The organism is Maridesulfovibrio sp. FT414 (genome assembly GCF_050916235.1).
Lineage (GTDB): Bacteria > Desulfobacterota > Desulfovibrionia > Desulfovibrionales > Desulfovibrionaceae > Maridesulfovibrio.
Genome location: NZ_CP104854.1, coordinates 3227192 through 3242505 on the forward strand (window position 1 = coordinate 3227192; position 15314 = coordinate 3242505).

29 protein-coding genes are annotated in these 15314 nt (G+C 50.0%); 28 read left to right on the forward strand and 1 reads right to left on the reverse strand.

Annotated features, from left to right (window positions below; genetic code table 11):
* Nucleotides 1-7: 7 nt before the first annotated feature.
* The 28 genes from rplD (at nt 8) to N7E73_RS14425 (ending at nt 14175) form a co-directional block, all read left to right on the forward strand.
* Nucleotides 8-628 carry a 50S ribosomal protein L4 gene (rplD, locus tag N7E73_RS14290; RefSeq protein WP_432735570.1) on the forward strand — a complete coding sequence of 207 codons (621 nt, stop codon included), beginning with the start codon at nt 8-10 and terminating at the stop codon, nt 626-628.
* Between the two features lie 2 nt (nt 629-630).
* Nucleotides 631-921: a 50S ribosomal protein L23 gene (rplW, locus tag N7E73_RS14295; RefSeq protein WP_432735571.1), complete on the forward strand. Its 291-nt coding sequence runs from the start codon at nt 631-633 to the stop codon at nt 919-921.
* 3 nt (nt 922-924) lie between these two features.
* Nucleotides 925-1755 (forward strand): 50S ribosomal protein L2, encoded by an 831-nt coding sequence (gene rplB, locus N7E73_RS14300; RefSeq protein ID WP_432735572.1) that lies wholly within the window; start codon nt 925-927, stop codon nt 1753-1755.
* 9 nt (nt 1756-1764) lie between these two features.
* On the forward strand, nt 1765-2046 hold the full coding sequence (rpsS, locus tag N7E73_RS14305) for a 30S ribosomal protein S19 (protein ID WP_015851071.1): 282 nt from the start codon (nt 1765-1767) through the stop codon (nt 2044-2046).
* Nucleotides 2047-2059: 13 nt separating this feature from the next.
* Entirely contained in the window at nt 2060-2395 is a 336-nt protein-coding gene (gene rplV / locus N7E73_RS14310; protein WP_432735573.1) for a 50S ribosomal protein L22, read from the forward strand.
* A gap of 4 nt (nt 2396-2399) precedes the next feature.
* Nucleotides 2400-3041 carry a 30S ribosomal protein S3 gene (gene rpsC / locus N7E73_RS14315; protein ID WP_432735574.1) on the forward strand — a complete coding sequence of 214 codons (642 nt, stop codon included), beginning with the start codon at nt 2400-2402 and terminating at the stop codon, nt 3039-3041.
* On the forward strand, nt 3041-3454 hold the full coding sequence (rplP, locus tag N7E73_RS14320) for a 50S ribosomal protein L16 (protein WP_432735575.1): 414 nt from the start codon (nt 3041-3043) through the stop codon (nt 3452-3454). Before rpsC ends, rplP begins: the two co-directional genes overlap by 1 nt.
* 1 nt (nt 3455) lies before the next feature.
* Nucleotides 3456-3650, forward strand: a complete 195-nt coding sequence (gene rpmC, locus N7E73_RS14325; RefSeq protein WP_432735576.1) for a 50S ribosomal protein L29 — start codon at nt 3456-3458, stop codon at nt 3648-3650.
* A 3-nt stretch (nt 3651-3653) separates the two neighbouring features.
* Nucleotides 3654-3920 (forward strand): 30S ribosomal protein S17, encoded by a 267-nt coding sequence (gene rpsQ, locus N7E73_RS14330; protein ID WP_432735578.1) that lies wholly within the window; start codon nt 3654-3656, stop codon nt 3918-3920.
* A 10-nt stretch (nt 3921-3930) separates the two neighbouring features.
* A complete protein-coding gene (gene rplN / locus N7E73_RS14335) occupies nt 3931-4299 on the forward strand; it encodes a 50S ribosomal protein L14 (protein ID WP_432735579.1) in 369 nt (122 codons plus the stop codon).
* A 25-nt stretch (nt 4300-4324) separates the two neighbouring features.
* A complete protein-coding gene (rplX, locus tag N7E73_RS14340) occupies nt 4325-4642 on the forward strand; it encodes a 50S ribosomal protein L24 (RefSeq protein WP_432735580.1) in 318 nt (105 codons plus the stop codon).
* A gap of 9 nt (nt 4643-4651) precedes the next feature.
* A complete protein-coding gene (gene rplE / locus N7E73_RS14345; protein ID WP_432735581.1) occupies nt 4652-5191 on the forward strand; it encodes a 50S ribosomal protein L5 in 540 nt (179 codons plus the stop codon).
* 11 nt (nt 5192-5202) lie between these two features.
* Nucleotides 5203-5388: a type Z 30S ribosomal protein S14 gene (locus tag N7E73_RS14350; RefSeq protein ID WP_432735582.1), complete on the forward strand. Its 186-nt coding sequence runs from the start codon at nt 5203-5205 to the stop codon at nt 5386-5388.
* 15 nt (nt 5389-5403) lie between these two features.
* A complete protein-coding gene (gene rpsH, locus N7E73_RS14355; RefSeq protein ID WP_432735583.1) occupies nt 5404-5787 on the forward strand; it encodes a 30S ribosomal protein S8 in 384 nt (127 codons plus the stop codon).
* A 12-nt stretch (nt 5788-5799) separates the two neighbouring features.
* Nucleotides 5800-6339: a 50S ribosomal protein L6 gene (gene rplF, locus N7E73_RS14360; RefSeq protein ID WP_432735584.1), complete on the forward strand. Its 540-nt coding sequence runs from the start codon at nt 5800-5802 to the stop codon at nt 6337-6339.
* Between the two features lie 9 nt (nt 6340-6348).
* A complete protein-coding gene (gene rplR, locus N7E73_RS14365; protein ID WP_432735585.1) occupies nt 6349-6708 on the forward strand; it encodes a 50S ribosomal protein L18 in 360 nt (119 codons plus the stop codon).
* Between the two features lie 16 nt (nt 6709-6724).
* Nucleotides 6725-7216: a 30S ribosomal protein S5 gene (gene rpsE / locus N7E73_RS14370; protein WP_432735586.1), complete on the forward strand. Its 492-nt coding sequence runs from the start codon at nt 6725-6727 to the stop codon at nt 7214-7216.
* A gap of 12 nt (nt 7217-7228) precedes the next feature.
* Complete coding sequence (gene rpmD / locus N7E73_RS14375) at nt 7229-7402, forward strand: 50S ribosomal protein L30 (protein WP_432735587.1); 174 nt, start codon at nt 7229-7231, stop codon at nt 7400-7402.
* On the forward strand, nt 7399-7845 hold the full coding sequence (gene rplO / locus N7E73_RS14380) for a 50S ribosomal protein L15 (RefSeq protein ID WP_432735588.1): 447 nt from the start codon (nt 7399-7401) through the stop codon (nt 7843-7845). Before rpmD ends, rplO begins: the two co-directional genes overlap by 4 nt.
* Before the next feature lie 3 nt (nt 7846-7848).
* A complete protein-coding gene (secY, locus tag N7E73_RS14385; protein ID WP_432735589.1) occupies nt 7849-9159 on the forward strand; it encodes a preprotein translocase subunit SecY in 1311 nt (436 codons plus the stop codon).
* A gap of 5 nt (nt 9160-9164) precedes the next feature.
* Nucleotides 9165-9932, forward strand: a complete 768-nt coding sequence (map, locus tag N7E73_RS14390; RefSeq protein ID WP_432735590.1) for a type I methionyl aminopeptidase — start codon at nt 9165-9167, stop codon at nt 9930-9932.
* Nucleotides 9933-10122: 190 nt separating this feature from the next.
* Nucleotides 10123-10236 carry a 50S ribosomal protein L36 gene (gene rpmJ, locus N7E73_RS14395; protein ID WP_015851088.1) on the forward strand — a complete coding sequence of 38 codons (114 nt, stop codon included), beginning with the start codon at nt 10123-10125 and terminating at the stop codon, nt 10234-10236.
* Between the two features lie 12 nt (nt 10237-10248).
* Nucleotides 10249-10620 (forward strand): 30S ribosomal protein S13, encoded by a 372-nt coding sequence (rpsM, locus tag N7E73_RS14400; protein ID WP_432735591.1) that lies wholly within the window; start codon nt 10249-10251, stop codon nt 10618-10620.
* 70 nt (nt 10621-10690) lie between these two features.
* Nucleotides 10691-11080: a 30S ribosomal protein S11 gene (gene rpsK / locus N7E73_RS14405; RefSeq protein ID WP_320169263.1), complete on the forward strand. Its 390-nt coding sequence runs from the start codon at nt 10691-10693 to the stop codon at nt 11078-11080.
* An 18-nt stretch (nt 11081-11098) separates the two neighbouring features.
* A complete protein-coding gene (rpsD, locus tag N7E73_RS14410; protein WP_432735592.1) occupies nt 11099-11725 on the forward strand; it encodes a 30S ribosomal protein S4 in 627 nt (208 codons plus the stop codon).
* Between the two features lie 13 nt (nt 11726-11738).
* Complete coding sequence (locus N7E73_RS14415) at nt 11739-12779, forward strand: DNA-directed RNA polymerase subunit alpha (RefSeq protein ID WP_432735593.1); 1041 nt, start codon at nt 11739-11741, stop codon at nt 12777-12779.
* A complete protein-coding gene (rplQ, locus tag N7E73_RS14420) occupies nt 12769-13185 on the forward strand; it encodes a 50S ribosomal protein L17 (protein ID WP_432735594.1) in 417 nt (138 codons plus the stop codon). Before N7E73_RS14415 ends, rplQ begins: the two co-directional genes overlap by 11 nt.
* 90 nt (nt 13186-13275) lie before the next feature.
* Complete coding sequence (locus tag N7E73_RS14425; RefSeq protein WP_432735595.1) at nt 13276-14175, forward strand: selenium metabolism-associated LysR family transcriptional regulator; 900 nt, start codon at nt 13276-13278, stop codon at nt 14173-14175.
* Nucleotides 14176-14424: 249 nt separating this feature from the next.
* On the opposite strand, the gene N7E73_RS14430 is transcribed toward N7E73_RS14425, so the two are convergent.
* Nucleotides 14425-15273, reverse strand: coding sequence for a 1,4-dihydroxy-6-naphthoate synthase (locus N7E73_RS14430; RefSeq protein WP_432735596.1), 849 nt, complete (start codon nt 15271-15273; stop codon nt 14425-14427).
* Between the last annotated feature and the right edge of the window lie 41 nt (nt 15274-15314).

Below are 15314 nucleotides of genomic sequence, written 5' to 3' on the forward strand. Positions count from 1 at the left end.
ATAAAAAATGGCTACCATTACTATATATGATCAGACTAAAAAGGAAGTCGGGAGCATGGATCTGGCTCCGGAAATTTTTGAAGTTCCGGTCAAGCCCGAAATCCTGCACCTGGTTGTCCGTGCACAGCTTGCTGCCAAACGCCAAGGAACTCACGCCACCAAAACCCGTGGCATGAAGAGTGGCGGTGGTGCAAAACCCTGGCGCCAGAAAGGTACCGGTCGTGCACGTTCCGGTTCCTCCCGCTCACCCCTGTGGCGTGGCGGTGGAGTAACCTTCGGACCCCAGCCCCGCGACTACTCCTTCAAGGTTAATAAAAAGGTCCGCCGTCTTGCTCTCAAGATGGCCCTCACCGCCAGATTCAGCGAAGAACAGCTGATGGTTGTGAACAACATCGACCTTCCCGAGATCAAGACCAAGCTCTTCGTAGAAGTAGCCGAAGCTCTGGGTCTCAACAAAGCCTTGATCGTCGTCAAGGACGCAGATAACAAACTCCTCCTTTCTGCGAGGAACATCCCCGGCATTAAGCTCATCTCTGCCGATCAGCTGAATGTTTATGACATTCTGAAGGCTCGTCAGGTTGTAATGCTTGAGAACGCAGCACAGGACCTGCAGGAGAGGTTGAAATAGTCATGGACTATACTCAGATTCTTATCAAACCGGTCATTTCGGAAAAGGCCACTGACATCAAAGAATCCTCCAATCAGGTAACATTCTTTGTGCTGCCTTCTGCCAATAAGACTGAAGTCAAGAAAGCAGTTGAAAATGCTTTTGACGTAAAGGTTGATTCCGTACGCATCGTACGTAAAAGACCCGGTCTCCGCAGAAAGTTCGGCCGTGTTGTAGGTAAGCTTTCCGGCTACAAAAAAGCCTATGTAAAGCTTTCCGAAGGCGAAAAAATCGAATTCTTCGAAGGAGTTTAAGAGATGGCTACTCGTAAACTGAAGCCGACCTCCGCTGGTCGCCGGTTCCAGACTATCTCCACCTTTGAGGAGATCACAAAGTCTACTCCGGAAAAGTCCCTTACCAAAGGGCTGACCAAAAAGGCCGGAAGAAACAACAACGGCAGGGTTACTTCCCGTCGTCGTGGCGGTGGCGTAAAACGTCTTTACCGTATCATCGACTTCAAACGTAACAAGGTTGAAGTACCTGCAACCGTTGCTGCAATCGAATATGATCCCAACAGAAGCGCACGCATCGCTCTGCTGCACTACGCAGACGGTGAAAAGCGCTACATTCTTGCTCCCGTTGGCCTCAACAAGGGCGACAAGATCCTCGCAGGTGAAGGTGCCGACATTAAGCCCGGCAACGCTCTTCTGCTCAAGAATATCCCTGTTGGTACTGTTGTACACAATATAGAATTGTACCCCGGCAAAGGCGGCCAGTTCTGCCGCGCTGCCGGAACCTATGCCCAGCTTATCGCTAAAGAAGGCAAGTACGCTCTGTTGCGCATGCCCTCCGGCGAGGTTCGCAAGGTTCTCGCAACCTGCTGCGCCACTGTTGGACAGGTGGGTAACATCCACCACGAAAACATTACTCTTGGTAAAGCAGGACGTAACCGCTGGCTTGGTCGCAGACCTAAAGTTCGCGGTGTTGCTATGAACCCGGTCGATCACCCCCTCGGTGGTGGTGAAGGTCGCAGTTCCGGTGGCAGACACCCAGTCTCTCCTTGGGGTATGCCTGCTAAGGGATACAAGACCCGCAGTAAGAAGAAACCTTCTTCCAAGCTCATCGTTAAACGCCGCGGGCAGAAGTAGGAGACTGTAATGCCAAGATCACTGAAAAAAGGCCCGTTTATTGACGATCATCTGCTTAAAAAGGTCGTTAAAGCTCAGGAATCAGGTGACCGCAAGGTTATCCAGACCTGGTCCCGTCGCTCTACCATCATTCCTGAAATGGTTGGTTTGACCTTCGCAGTTCACAATGGCCGTAAGTTTATTCCTGTATTCGTGACCGAAAACATGGTAGGACATAAATTGGGCGAATTCTCCCCCACCCGTACCTACTACGGCCACGCTGCGGATAAGAAAAGCAAGGCCAAACGCTAGAAGGTGTTGAGCAATGGAAGCAAGAGCTATTGCAAAATATATGCGCATCTCCGCTAGGAAGGTGCGTCTGGTAGCGGAAAACATCAAGGGAAAGCCTGTTGAGGAAGCCCTCAACATTCTGAAGTTCACCCCTAAAAAGGGTGCTGAAATGCTCAGTAAAGTGCTTTATTCTGCAGTTGCTAACGCAGAGCAGATTCCCGGAGTGGATGTTGACTCTCTTCGCGTGGACACAGTCAAAGTTGACGAAGGTCCCACCTGGAAGAGGATTCAGCCCAGGGCTATGGGTCGTGCGTATCGCATTCGCAAGCGCACCAGCCATATAACCATCGTAGTTAAAGAAATAGGGTAGTGTCATGGGTCAGAAAGTACATCCATACGGCTTCAGACTTGGATACACCAAGAACTGGCTTTCCAGATGGTTCAGCAACAAGGACTATCCCGCTTTCGTCTATGAAGATGACGGCATTCGTAAATATGTGAAAGAAAAACTCTTTCACGCAGGGGTTTCCAAGATCGAGATCGAACGTGCCGGCGGCAAGATTCGTCTGATCATCCACACCGCACGTCCCGGTATCATCATCGGCCGTAAAGGTGTTGAAATCGAAAAACTGCGTGAAGATCTTCGTAGAAAATTCAATAAAGAATTCGCTCTCGAAGTAAGTGAAATCCGCCGTCCGGAAACCGACGCGCAGCTCGTTGCAGAGAACATCGCTCAGCAGCTTGAGCGCCGTGTGGCTTTCCGTCGCGCCATGAAGCGCATTGTGGGCCTCGCCCAGAAGTTCGGCGCAGAGGGCATCAAAGTGGCTTGTGCCGGCCGTCTCGCCGGTGCTGAAATCGCACGTACCGAATGGTACCGCGAAGGCCGTGTGCCCCTTCAGACTCTCAGAGCCGACATCGATTACGGTGTAGCACGTGCCAATACCACTTACGGTGTTATCGGCATCAAGGTCTGGATCTTCAAAGGTGAAATTCTTGACCACGAGGTGGACCAGTAATGTTATCACCTAAGAAAGTTAAATTCCGTAAGTGTCAGAAAGGTCGCCTGAAAGGTAAAGCACAGCGTGGTTCCAATATCGCATTTGGCGATATCGCCATCAAGACTCTGGAACACGGCAAGCTGAGCAACAACCAGATTGAAGCAGCACGTATCGCAATCATGCGTCATATCAAGCGTGGCGGTCAGGTATGGATCAGGGTTTTCCCCGATAAACCTGTTACTGCCAAGCCTGCTGAAGTCAGACAGGGTAAAGGTAAAGGTTCCCCGGTCGGTTGGTGCGCTCCGGTTAAGCCCGGTCGCATTCTTTACGAAGTTAAGGGCGTCGACATTGAACTGGCCAGAGAAGCTCTGGTCCGTGCATCACACAAGCTTCCTGTCAAGACTGCAATTGTAGTTAAGGAGGGATTGTAAAATGAAAGCCAATGAACTTCGTGAACTCGACAGCGCTGCTCTGAACGAGAAGCTTGCTGAAGCTCGCAAAGAGCTCTTCAACCTTCGTTTCCAGCACGCAACCGCACAGCTGGAAAACACCCAGAGACTGTCCGTTGTCAAGAAAGACATCGCAAAGATCCTCACCGTACAGCGTGAAAAGGAACTGGGAGCATAAGCCATGGCAGAGCTTAATCTGAAAGGAAACAGGCGCGTGCTTACCGGAGTGGTAATCAGCGACAAGAGCGACAAGACTATCGTTGTTCGCGTTGAGACCCTCGTAAAGCACCCCCTGTATAAAAAATTCATTCGTCGCCACACCAAATTCATGGCACACGATCCTGCTAATGAATGCGGTATCGGCGATAAGGTACAGATTGTTGAATTCCGCCCCCTTAGCCGGCGCAAAAGGTGGCATTTAGATAAAATACTGGAAAAAGCAGTTTAGGGGATAAGCTATGATTCAGGTAGAATCTAATCTTGACGTAGCAGACAACTCTGGTGCCAAAAAAGTATCTTGTATCAAGGTACTTGGAGGCTCTAAGAGACGCTACGCCAGTGTCGGAGACATTATTGTAGTTTCCGTTCAGGAAGCGATGCCCCATTCCAAAGTGAAGAAGGGCGCTGTGATGAAGGCTGTCGTTGTTCGCACCAAGAAAGAAATTGGTCGCCCCGACGGTTCCTACATCAAGTTCGACAATAACTCTGCCGTTCTTCTGAACAACTCAATGGAACCTCTGGGTACCCGTATTTTCGGGCCCGTAGCAAGAGAACTCAGAGCCGCTGGCTTCATGAAGATCGTTTCTCTCGCTCCTGAGGTTCTGTAATCCTTATCACAAGAAGGTATACGGCATGAACAAGATACATGTTGATGACAAAGTTATGGTCATCGCCGGCAAGGATAAGGGGAAGATCGGTAAGGTCCTCAAGATCAACCGCAAGAAGGACACTGTCCTTGTTGAGCAGGTTAATATGGTTTCCAGGCACACCAAGCCGAACCCCTATGCAAACCAGCCCGGCGGTATTGTTGAGAAAGAAGCCCCTGTTCACATTTCTAACATTCAGGTTGTGTGCCCTGCTTGCACCAAAGCAACCCGAGTTGGAATTCGTGAGACCGAAGACGGAAAAAACATCCGTTTTTGTAAAAAATGTAACGAAATCATCGACTAGGGTTTTGCGATGACACGTCTCGAAAAAATATACACGGACAAGGTCGCCCCGACTCTCAACAAAGAGTTCGGGTACAAGAGTTCGATGGAGATTCCCGGTATCAAGGCAATCTCTCTGAACATCGGACTCGGTGAAGCAAGCCAGAACTCAAAGCTCATCGATGGCGCTGTCGAAGAACTGACCGCACTTGCTGGTCAGAAGGCAGTTGTCACAAGAGCGAAAAAGTCAATTGCAGCTTTCAAGCTGCGTGAAGGAATGCCTGTAGGTGCCCGTGTGACTCTGCGTAGAGATCTCATGTGGGACTTCCTGGATAAGCTTATCAGCTTTGCACTCCCTCGCGTCCGCGACTTCCGCGGAATTCCTGACAAAGGCTTCGATGGCCGCGGCAACTTCACCCTGGGAATCAAGGAACTGACTATCTTTCCTGAGATTCAGCTCGACATGGTCGAGGTAACCAAAGGGATGAACGTGACTATCGTCACCTCCGCTAAAACTGACAAAGAAGGCAAGATGCTCCTCGAGCTTCTTGGAATGCCCTTCAAGAAATAGGAGGATTCGTTTTGGCCAGGACAGCTTTGAAAGTTAAGGCAAAACGTCAGCCCAAGTTCAAGGTGCGCGAATATAACAGATGCCCCATTTGTGGACGTCCTCGTGCATTCCTGCGCAAATACGGCGTCTGCCGTATTTGTTTCAGGGAAAAGGCCCTTGCGGGTGAACTTCCCGGCGTGCGTAAAGCCAGCTGGTAATATAAGGAGTTTAAAATGCCTGTTGTCGATCCTATCGCCGATATGCTGACCCGTATTCGTAATGCTCACGGTGCTTACCATAAGACCGTGACCATTCCCGGGTCCAAGATCAAAACAGCTATCGCCGGGATTCTTAAGGATGAAGGTTATATCAACGACTTCGCTGAAGAAGGTCGTGATATCACCGTAACCCTTAAGTATGTTGATGGAAAAGCCCTGATTAGCGGCATGAAGAAAATCAGCACCCCCGGACGTCGCGTATTTGTAGGCGTTGAAGATATTCCCTCCGTTCTTAACGGACTCGGGATTTGCATACTTTCCACTTCCAAGGGTGTAGTTGACGGCGCAAAAGCCCAAGAGCTTAACGTCGGCGGCGAACTCTTGTGTGAAATCTGGTAGTGAGGTTTTAAAATGTCCAGAATTGGAAAAAAACCTGTTGAAATACCTGCCGGAGTGGAAGTTACCGTTGGTGCTGAAGTGGTTTCCGTAAAGGGCCCCAAAGGTACCATCACCACCCCGGTACACCCCATGATCAGCTACAACGTTGCTGATAATGCGGTCGAGGTGAATAGGTCTGGCGATTCTCGTCAGGAGCGTGCTCAGCACGGCCTGCACCGTTCGCTGCTTGCCAACTGCATTGAAGGAGTCACCAAAGGCTTCTCCAAGACCCTGGAAGTAGTCGGTGTAGGTTACAAAGTTAGCGTGCAGGGTAAAATCGTCGTTCTTAACGTCGGTTTCTCCCATCCCGTCAACTTCGAGCTGCCTGCCGGAATTGAAGCCACCGCAGACAGCAACACCAAACTTACCATCAGCGGTGTAAACAAGCAGATGGTTGGTGAAGTTGCTGCTCAGCTTCGTCGTGTACGTCCGCCGGAGCCTTACAAAGGCAAGGGCGTCAAGTACATTGATGAACAGATCAGACGTAAAGCCGGTAAGTCCGGTAAAAAGTAGGGTAAAGCCATGAAAATGACTAAAGAACAGGCAAGACAGCGCAAAAAGATTCGCATCCGCAAAAAAATCAGCGGTACTGCAGATCGTCCGCGTCTTGTAGTATTCCGTTCAAATAAGCACATCTACGCTCAGCTCGTAGATGACATCATTGGCAAAACCGTGACCGCTTCTTCCTCCAAGGCTCTCGCTAAAGATGGCGAAGCAGTAAAGCTCACCTGCGAAACTGCTGCTGCCGTAGGCAAGGACATCGCAGCCAAGGCTAAGGAACTCAACATCGAGAAGGTCGTATTCGACCGCAGCGGTTATATATATCACGGCAGGGTTAAGGCCCTTGCAGACGGCGCTCGTGAGGGTGGCCTGAAATTCTAAACTTATGGGAATATCCATGGAACAGAATGATCTGGGTCTGATTGAAAAAATCGTTTATCTCAACCGAGTCGCTAAAGTCGTGAAGGGCGGTAGAAGGTTCTCCTTCAGTGCCCTGGTTGTGGTAGGTGACGGTAAAGGTCAGGTCGGTTTCGGACTTGGTAAGGCTAATGAAGTACCTGAAGCCATCAGAAAAGCTTCAGAGAAAGCCCGTAAGGAAATGATCTCCGTACCTCTTCTGGACGGAACCCTTCCTTATGAAGTTCTCGGCCGTTTCGGTGCCGGACGCGTAATGCTCAAGCCCGCATCCAAGGGTACCGGTATCATCGCCGGTGGTGCCGTGCGTGCGGTACTTGAAGTAGTAGGCGTACACGATATCCTTACCAAGGCTATCGGCACCAACAACCCGCATAACGTCCTTCGGGCGACAATCGCTGGTCTTGCTTCCCTGCGCAGTGCTGATGAAGTTTCTCAGCTTCGCGGGAAAAAAGTAGCGACTCCCAGAAAGTAGGAGGACGAAATTATGCTTAAGGTTAAACTCGTACGCAGCATGATCGGCTGCAATCCCAACCAACGTGCTACTCTTAAGGCACTGGGGCTGCGCAAGATCAGACAGGAAAAAAGCTTTGACGATTCTCCCGTCGTAAGAGGGATGATCAGGAAAGTTGAGCACCTTGTGGAGGTAACTGAATCATGAGGCTGCACGAAATATATCCGTTCCAAGAGGAACGCAAGAATCGCAAGCGCGTAGGTCGCGGCGGTGGCTCCGGCCAGGGTGGAACATCCGGCAAGGGTCACAAGGGTCAGAACGCCCGCTCCGGCGGCGGCGTCCCCGCCTGGTTTGAAGGTGGTCAGATGCCTCTGGCTCGCCGTCTGCCCAAGCGCGGATTCAAGAATCCCTTCCGTGAAGAGTACGTAGCTCTGAACGTAGGCCAGATTCTTGGTGCTTTCGAAGGCAAAACCGAAATCTCCCTGGAAGACATTTATGATAGAGGCCTTTGCAAAAAGGGTGCTCTTGTAAAAGTCCTCGGCGTGGGTGAAGTAGGTGCTGCTGTTACCATCGAAGCACACCGCTTCAGCGCTTCTGCTACTGAAAAGATCACAAAGGCAGGTGGTACTGCCAAAGCCCTGGAAGGATAAAACGTGGCATTGTCTGGCGTTGATAATCTTTCCCGCATGCCGGAACTGAAGAAAAAGATCCTCTGGACTTTTCTTCTTCTGGCTGTCTACCGGGTCGGGATTCACATCCCGGTCCCGGGCGTAGACAGTGCAGCATTGGCCGATTTCTTTGAGAGTGTTTCCAACACTCTCTTCGGCCTTTTTGACATGTTCTCCGGTGGCGGGTTGCGTAACTTGTCCATATTCGCGTTAGGGATCATGCCCTATATCTCCGCGTCTATCATTATCCAACTTCTTAATGTAGTTAGTCCTGATCTCAAGCGGCTTAGTCAGGAAGGGGCTCAGGGACGCAAGAAGATTACTCAGTACACCAGGTACGCAACTGTAGCGATAACCCTTATTCAAGGATTCGGCATCGCAATCGGGCTTGAAAGCATGACCAGCCCGACCGGCGCGCCTGTAGTACTGCATGCAGGATGGACTTTCCGTTTTATTACCATCCTGACTCTGACTGCCGGTACCGTTTTTCTGATGTGGCTCGGTGAGCAAATGACCGAGAAAGGCATCGGTAACGGTATATCCATGATCATTTTTGCCGGTATCGTAGCTGGGCTTCCCGCAGCGATATTCAACACTGTTCGTCTGATGCAGGCCGGGGAAATCACCCTGTTCCTGCTTTTGTTCGTTCTGGCATTCATGGTCGCCATACTGGCTTTCATCGTATTCATGGAGCGCGGACAGCGCAGGGTACCGATACATTATGCCAAGCGCATGATGGGACGCAAAATGATGGGCGGACAGACTACACATCTGCCGCTGCGAATCAACACTGCCGGTGTTATTCCCCCCATTTTTGCATCCAGTATTCTGATGTTCCCCGCAACCTTGGCAAACTTCTCCAATAACGAGACTCTGTCCAGGATTTCGGCGTACTTCACTCCGTCCTCCATCGTTTATAACATCATATATGTCGCACTGATCATCTTTTTCTGCTATTTCTATACTGCGATCATCTTTGATCCGAAAGGAATTGCTGAAAATATTCAGAAGCAGGGCGGCTTTATCCCCGGTATCCGTCCCGGTGCAAGAACCCGTGAATACATTGACCGTATTCTTGCCCGGATCACTCTCTGGGGATCCCTGTACGTAGCAGCCATCTGCGTACTGCCCATGATTATGATCTCTCAGCTCAATGTTCCTTTCTACTTCGGTGGAACTGCACTGCTCATCGTAGTCGGTGTGGCCATGGACTTCATGGGCAAGATCGAATCCTACATGATTTCCCGTCAGTACGAGGGACTCATGGGTAAGGGCAGCAAGATCAAAGGCAGGTAGTTGCTTTGAAAAAGTACAGAGGTATATACCTCAAAAATGACAAGGAGATTGGCCTCATGCGTGAGGCCAATCGTCTTGTTTCCAGAATACTGGACATGCTCGGTGCGGCCATCAGACCAGGTATTACAACCATGCATCTGGAAGAACTGGCCTGCAAGGCCTGCGATGATTTCGACGTAAGGCCGGCTTTCAAGGGGTATCACGGGTTTCCTTTTGCCCTTTGCTGTTCCGTGAACGAAGAGATCGTTCACGGTTTTCCTTCTGATAAACGTGTGTTAAAAGAAGGTGACATCGTAAGTATTGACATGGGTGTCATTTATCAGGGATTCTACGGAGATTCAGCACGCACTTACCCTGTGGGAGAAATTCTTCCTTCCACTCGCCGACTGCTGGATGTTACGCATGAATCTCTGATGAGAGGCATAGCTCAAGCTTATCCCGGAAACAGCCTGTATGATATTTCGAAGGCTGTTCAGGATTATGTTGAAGGTGAGGGCTTCGGAGTTGTAAGAAGATTTGTCGGGCACGGCATTGGCCGCGGCCTGCATGAAAAACCCGAAGTTCCTAATTTTGTACCCTCCGGTTTACCCGGTGTTCAGCTTAAAAGCGGAATGGTTCTGGCCATTGAACCGATGGTTACAGAAGGCAGCCATGATATTGAGATTCTCGAAGACAGATGGACTGCCGTTACCAAGGACAGGAAACTGTCCGCCCATTTTGAGCACACAATTGCCGTAACGGTCGACGGACCAGTAATTTTAAGTCTGTCATAAATATTTTTTAAAGAGTGCAAAACAGGGGTTGATTTTTTTAAATTCGCCCTGTATTGTGCACGTCTTGAATTTCGCGGCAACGAAAGACTGGCATGGATTTGACTGCCTATTAGCCGGGCAGTCCATCATAGGCCCGGCCGGCTAGCTCCCGGTCGATGTAACTGTAAAACTGCATTATTTGGAGACGGTCATGAAAGTTAGACCATCTGTTAAGAAGATTTGTCCCAAATGCAAAGTAATCAGACGCAAGGGCGTGCTGCGGGTTATCTGTGACAACCCCAGACACAAACAGCGTCAAGGATAGAGAGGTATCACTGTGGCTCGTATCGCTGGAGTAGACCTTCCGAGAAACAAGCGTTTGGATATTGCATTGACTTACATTTACGGTGTAGGTCGTACTACTGCTCTCAAGATCCTTGATACCGTTGGTATCGACTGGACCACTAACGCTGATGATCTCAGCGGTGATCAGGTCAACATTATCCGTAAGGAACTTGAAGACAACTACAAAGTTGAGGGTGACCTCCGTCGTGATCAGATCGCTGACATCAAGCGTCTGATGGACATCGGTTGTTACCGCGGACTTCGCCACCGTCGCGGACTGCCCGTACGTGGTCAGAGCTCCAAGACCAACGCAAGAACTCGCAAGGGTCCCCGTCGCTCTGTAATGAGCAGGAAGAAGAAATAATTCAATCCGCAGTCTACAGACCATGTCAAGGTCTTCGCTGCTGATGTAAATTCATTTTGGAGAGAATGGTATGGCTAGACCTCGCCGTTCCGGCAAGAAAAAAGAGAAAAAGAATGTTCCCGTGGGCATCGCCCACGTTAAAGCAACATTCAATAATACCATCATTACCTTCACTGATCTCAAAGGTAATGTGATCAGCTGGGCAACTTCCGGTGCATCCGGTTTCAAGGGTTCCAGAAAATCTACCCCTTTTGCAGCTCAGGTAGCTGCTGAAACCGCTGCAAGAAAAGCTCAGGACCAGGGTATGCGTACCGTTGGTATTTTCGTCAAAGGCCCCGGCTCCGGTCGTGAAGCTGCTATGCGCGCTATCGGCAACGTCGGTATGAAGGTTAGCTTCATTCGCGATATCACACCCATCCCGCACAACGGCTGTCGTCCGCCGAAACGCCGCAGGGTCTAATTACGAAGGAGTTTAACCTTGGCCAGATATACTAAAGCAAAATGCAGACTGTGCCGCCGTGAAGGTGAAAAGCTTTTCATCAAGGGCGACCGCTGCTTTACTGATAAGTGTTCTTATGAACGTCGTCCTTATGCTCCCGGTATCGCCGGTCGCATGAGAAAGAAAATGAGCGACTACGCAGTTCAGCTTCGCGAGAAGCAGAAAGTGCGCCGCATGTACGGTGTGCTCGAAGGGCAGTTCCGCGCTTACTTCAAGCGTGCGGACGCCATGAAGGGTGTAACCGGTACCAACCTGCTCATGCTGCTTGAAACCCGCCTTGACAACATTGTTTACCGTCTCGGTTTTGCCAACTCTCGCAACCAGGCTCGCCAGCTTGTGAAACACGGCATCTTCAAACTGAACGGAAGACGCGTTGACATTCCTTCTATGCACGTAAAGCCCGGTGATATTGTGGAAGTTCGTGACGAAGCCCGCAAGATCCCCGTTATCATGGAAGCTCAGGAAGTTATTGCCCGTCGCGGCTGCCCCGAGTGGCTGGTTTCCGACGGTGCCAACTTCAAAGGTGAAGTTAAAGCGCTGCCGACCAGGGAAGATATCCAGTTCCCCATCAACGAACAGCTGATTGTCGAGCTGTACTCCAAATAAGAAGGATTAGTGCATGCTTATTCATGACGGTGACAAACTCATCAACACCCGCAACTGGGCCGAGCTGGTTAAGCCGGAGCAGCTTGTGCGTGACCCCAAGTCAAACGAGCTTTACGGTAAGTTCATTTGTGAACCCCTTGAGCGCGGATTTGGAACAACCATCGGGAACTCTCTCAGAAGGGTACTGCTTTCCTGCATGCAGGGTGCAGCCGCGGTTGCTGTAAAGATCGAAGGCGTTCAGCACGAATTCACCACCATCGAAGGTGTCATGGAAGATGTGACTGAGATTGTTCTGAACATCAAGCAGATCAGATTCGCTATGACTACTGATGAACCCCAGTTTCTTACCCTTAAGGTAAACAAGCAGGGTGCCGTCACCGCAGCTGATATTCAGGAAAACCAGAACGTCAAAGTCCTCAATCCTGAGCAGATTATCGCGACTCTTTCCGAGCAGATGGAAATGGAAATGACTTTCGAAGTGCGCATGGGCAAGGGCTATGTCCCTGCTGATATGCACGAAGGTCTTGTCAACGAAATCGGTCACATTGTACTCGACTCCAGCTTTTCTCCCATTCGTAAGGTTGCTTACAGTGTAGAGCAGGCTCGTGTCGGTCAGATGACCAACTATGACAAGCTCCTTATCGAAGTCCATACCGACGGATCCGTTACTCCCGAAGACGCTATTGCCTACAGTGCAAAGATTCTCAAGGAGCAGCTGTCCGTATTCATCAACTTCGATGAAATGGGATCCGAGCAGGAAGAGTCCAAAGAATGCAACCTCGACCTGAATCCCAATCTGTTCAAATCCATTGACGAACTTGAGCTTTCCGTTCGTGCAACCAACTGCCTCAAGGCCGCCAATATCCGTATTGTCGGTGAACTTGTGCAGCGCACTGAACAGCACATGCTTAAAACCAAGAACTTCGGACGTAAGTCTCTTGACGAAATCCGCCGAGTTCTCGACAGCATGGATCTCAAATTCGGTATGGGCCTCGAGGATTTCGATAAAAAGTATCAGGAATGGCTGAAGAGGAAAGATAAAAATGAGGCATAAAAAGTCCGGAAGAAAGTTCAACAGAAGCAGTTCCCACAGGAACGCCATGCTTAAGAACATGGTTCGCTCTCTGCTGACCTACGAACATATCCGTACCACCGAGCCCAAGGCAAAGGAACTGAGAAGCTCTGTTGAAAAGCTGATCACCCTTGCTCTTCGCAACGACCTGCATTCTCGTCGTCTTGCTTACAAGACCCTTGAGAACCACAGTCTGGTGCAGAGGCTCTTCGATGAAATCGGCCCCCGTTACAACGGCGGTGGTGGTTACACCCGTATCATCAAGCTTGCTGAGCCCCGTAAGGGTGACTGCGCTCCCATGTGCATCATTGAACTCACCAAGCGTGCCGAGGAAGCTGCTGTTGCTGCTCCCGCTGCAGAAGCTCCCGCACAGGAAGCTGAAGCATAAGGTTTATTTAATGCGCATTAAAAAGGGGCGGAACCTGTTCCGCCCTTTTTTTTAATATAACCCATAGAAAAAAGTGATCCGAGCGAATAGATGGATTTACGTAGACTGGAAGCATTCTGCAAAGTTTATGAGCTGAAGAGTTTTTCAAAGGCCGGAAAGGAACTCTTTCTTTCCCAGCCCACTATCAGCGCACATATTTCAACTCTTGAGGAAGAGCTCGGAGTGCAGTTGTTTGACCGTTTAGGGCGATCAATCATGGCAACCCAGGCCGGGGAAGTTCTTTACCGTAATGCCAGAGATATTTACGACCTCATAGGTAAGGCCCGATCCGAGATCAACATTCTGCGAGACAAGGTTGTCGGTGATCTTGAGATCGGCGGCAGCACTATCCCGTCCCATTATCTTCTCCCCGAGATTCTATACAATTACTGCAAGAAATATCCTGATGTCAGCGTGCATCTTTCTGTCGGCGACACGAGTGAGATTATCAGAAAGGTTCGCAGCGGGGAGCTGATTCTAGGAGTCGTTGGGGCAACTGTAGATGTTCCCAACCTCGAATTTTATCCGATCATGCGCGATGAACTGGTTATCGTCGCACCCCCGGTTCTGGTCAGCAATTATGATGGAATAGACGATATTCAGCAGCTTGCAGAGCTCCCCTGGGTTATGCGTGAAGGCGGCTCCGGAACCCGTAAGGCCCTTGAAGCAGGCCTCGCAGAGATGGGCTCAAGCGTTCGCGATCTCAACGTAACTGTCTGGGTTGAGTCTACTCAGGCTGTTGTCCAGTGCGTCCGTGCCGGTCTCGGTGTCAGCGTTACTTCAAAGCTTGCAGCTCAGTCGCTTATCGATTCCGGTGAGCTTGTTCACATCAAAGGACTTCCTTTGAATCTTGAACGCAGTTTTTATCTTGTACATCTTGAAGGACGCGAATTTTTCCCGGCAGTACGCTATTTCATAGATCACGTAAAACGTAGCTCTTTCGAAATTTAAATTTACTGTCCATCAGAGTTTAAGGCAGGTTTGCTTTTCAAATTGCAGAGCCCGTAATATCAGCAAGATATTACGGGCTCTGTTCTTTCAGGTGGGAGATACCTTCGTATTACTGTCTTTTGTCTTGTCTCGGTTAACCCGGAGCTGTTGATCATCTCCGTCTTGACGTTCAAAGCGGCGAAGCCCTATTGAAAGTTTTTGAAGAGTCCATAGAATTTTTTTTTAAAATTACTTTGGCCGTCTAATCAGTTAAATATCAATAAAAATAGGCAGGTCAGGCAATTCAATTCCGTCCAATCGTGCTGCTGCCTGAAGGAGCCTGCTTACAGCCTGTTCTCCTTCTGTGCCTACGTCCATGGAATAGTCGGTAACAAAGGTTTTGATATGCTCCCGTATCACACTGTCGTCCATTTCCTGAGCGTGCTGTTTAATGTAGGGCCAGGCAGCCTCGTCGTCCACATAGGAAAGTGTAAGTGATTTGCGGATGGCGGCATTTACTTGCGCGGCGGTTTCCGGTCCGAGCTCCCGTTTGATGGCAATTGAGCCCAGCGGGATCGGCAGTCCGGAATAGTCTTCCCACCACTGGCCGAGGTCTGCCAGTTTGTGGAGACCTGATGCCTGATAGGTAAAGCGTCCCTCATGGATCACGACTCCGGCGTCCACTTTTTTGTCCGCTATAGCCGGCATTATCTGGTCGAAGACCATTTCAACCAGTTCAACCCTGATATTTGCTTCGCGGCACATAAGGCTGAAGAGAAGATTTGCCGTGGTATTGCGCCCGGGAATGGCAATTTTCTTGCCATTGAGGTCTCCTATGGTGCAATGTTCACCGGTGAGCAGGAGCGGCCCTACACCGCGTCCCATTGCACCGCCGGCTCGCAGAAGCACATAGTCTTTCATTATGTGGGCGGCAGCGTGAACCGACACCTTGCAGATATCCATACGGCCGGCACGGGCGTGAGAATTGAGTTCCTCTACATCGGCAAGAGTTATGTCCAGACTGAAAGGATCAATACTTACTGCGCCGCTGGCAAGGGCGTGGAAAATAAACGTATCGTTGGGGCATGGTGAAAAGCCCATTTTAAGTATTTTGCTCATGCAGTGACTTTTATATCTTAAAGAGCCGGAAATCCAGTGTT

Coding starts and splice junctions, on each gene's coding strand:
- rplB (WP_432735572.1), top strand. CDS start 925: ATGGCTACTCGTAAACTGAAGCCGACCTCCGCTGGTCGCCGGTTCCAG.
- rplF (WP_432735584.1), top strand. CDS start 5,800: ATGTCCAGAATTGGAAAAAAACCTGTTGAAATACCTGCCGGAGTGGAA.
- rplV (WP_432735573.1), top strand. CDS start 2,060: ATGGAAGCAAGAGCTATTGCAAAATATATGCGCATCTCCGCTAGGAAG.
- rpsC (WP_432735574.1), top strand. CDS start 2,400: ATGGGTCAGAAAGTACATCCATACGGCTTCAGACTTGGATACACCAAG.
- rpmC (WP_432735576.1), top strand. CDS start 3,456: ATGAAAGCCAATGAACTTCGTGAACTCGACAGCGCTGCTCTGAACGAG.
- rpsH (WP_432735583.1), top strand. CDS start 5,404: ATGCCTGTTGTCGATCCTATCGCCGATATGCTGACCCGTATTCGTAAT.
- rplP (WP_432735575.1), top strand. CDS start 3,041: ATGTTATCACCTAAGAAAGTTAAATTCCGTAAGTGTCAGAAAGGTCGC.
- rplW (WP_432735571.1), top strand. CDS start 631: ATGGACTATACTCAGATTCTTATCAAACCGGTCATTTCGGAAAAGGCC.
- rpmD (WP_432735587.1), top strand. CDS start 7,229: ATGCTTAAGGTTAAACTCGTACGCAGCATGATCGGCTGCAATCCCAAC.
- rplQ (WP_432735594.1), top strand. CDS start 12,769: ATGAGGCATAAAAAGTCCGGAAGAAAGTTCAACAGAAGCAGTTCCCAC.
- rpsE (WP_432735586.1), top strand. CDS start 6,725: ATGGAACAGAATGATCTGGGTCTGATTGAAAAAATCGTTTATCTCAAC.
- N7E73_RS14430 (WP_432735596.1), bottom strand. CDS start 15,273: ATGAGCAAAATACTTAAAATGGGCTTTTCACCATGCCCCAACGATACG.
- rplE (WP_432735581.1), top strand. CDS start 4,652: ATGACACGTCTCGAAAAAATATACACGGACAAGGTCGCCCCGACTCTC.
- rplR (WP_432735585.1), top strand. CDS start 6,349: ATGAAAATGACTAAAGAACAGGCAAGACAGCGCAAAAAGATTCGCATC.
- rplN (WP_432735579.1), top strand. CDS start 3,931: ATGATTCAGGTAGAATCTAATCTTGACGTAGCAGACAACTCTGGTGCC.
- rpsQ (WP_432735578.1), top strand. CDS start 3,654: ATGGCAGAGCTTAATCTGAAAGGAAACAGGCGCGTGCTTACCGGAGTG.
- rplO (WP_432735588.1), top strand. CDS start 7,399: ATGAGGCTGCACGAAATATATCCGTTCCAAGAGGAACGCAAGAATCGC.
- rpsK (WP_320169263.1), top strand. CDS start 10,691: ATGGCTAGACCTCGCCGTTCCGGCAAGAAAAAAGAGAAAAAGAATGTT.
- N7E73_RS14425 (WP_432735595.1), top strand. CDS start 13,276: ATGGATTTACGTAGACTGGAAGCATTCTGCAAAGTTTATGAGCTGAAG.
- rpsS (WP_015851071.1), top strand. CDS start 1,765: ATGCCAAGATCACTGAAAAAAGGCCCGTTTATTGACGATCATCTGCTT.
- rplD (WP_432735570.1), top strand. CDS start 8: ATGGCTACCATTACTATATATGATCAGACTAAAAAGGAAGTCGGGAGC.
- N7E73_RS14415 (WP_432735593.1), top strand. CDS start 11,739: ATGCTTATTCATGACGGTGACAAACTCATCAACACCCGCAACTGGGCC.
- rplX (WP_432735580.1), top strand. CDS start 4,325: ATGAACAAGATACATGTTGATGACAAAGTTATGGTCATCGCCGGCAAG.
- rpmJ (WP_015851088.1), top strand. CDS start 10,123: ATGAAAGTTAGACCATCTGTTAAGAAGATTTGTCCCAAATGCAAAGTA.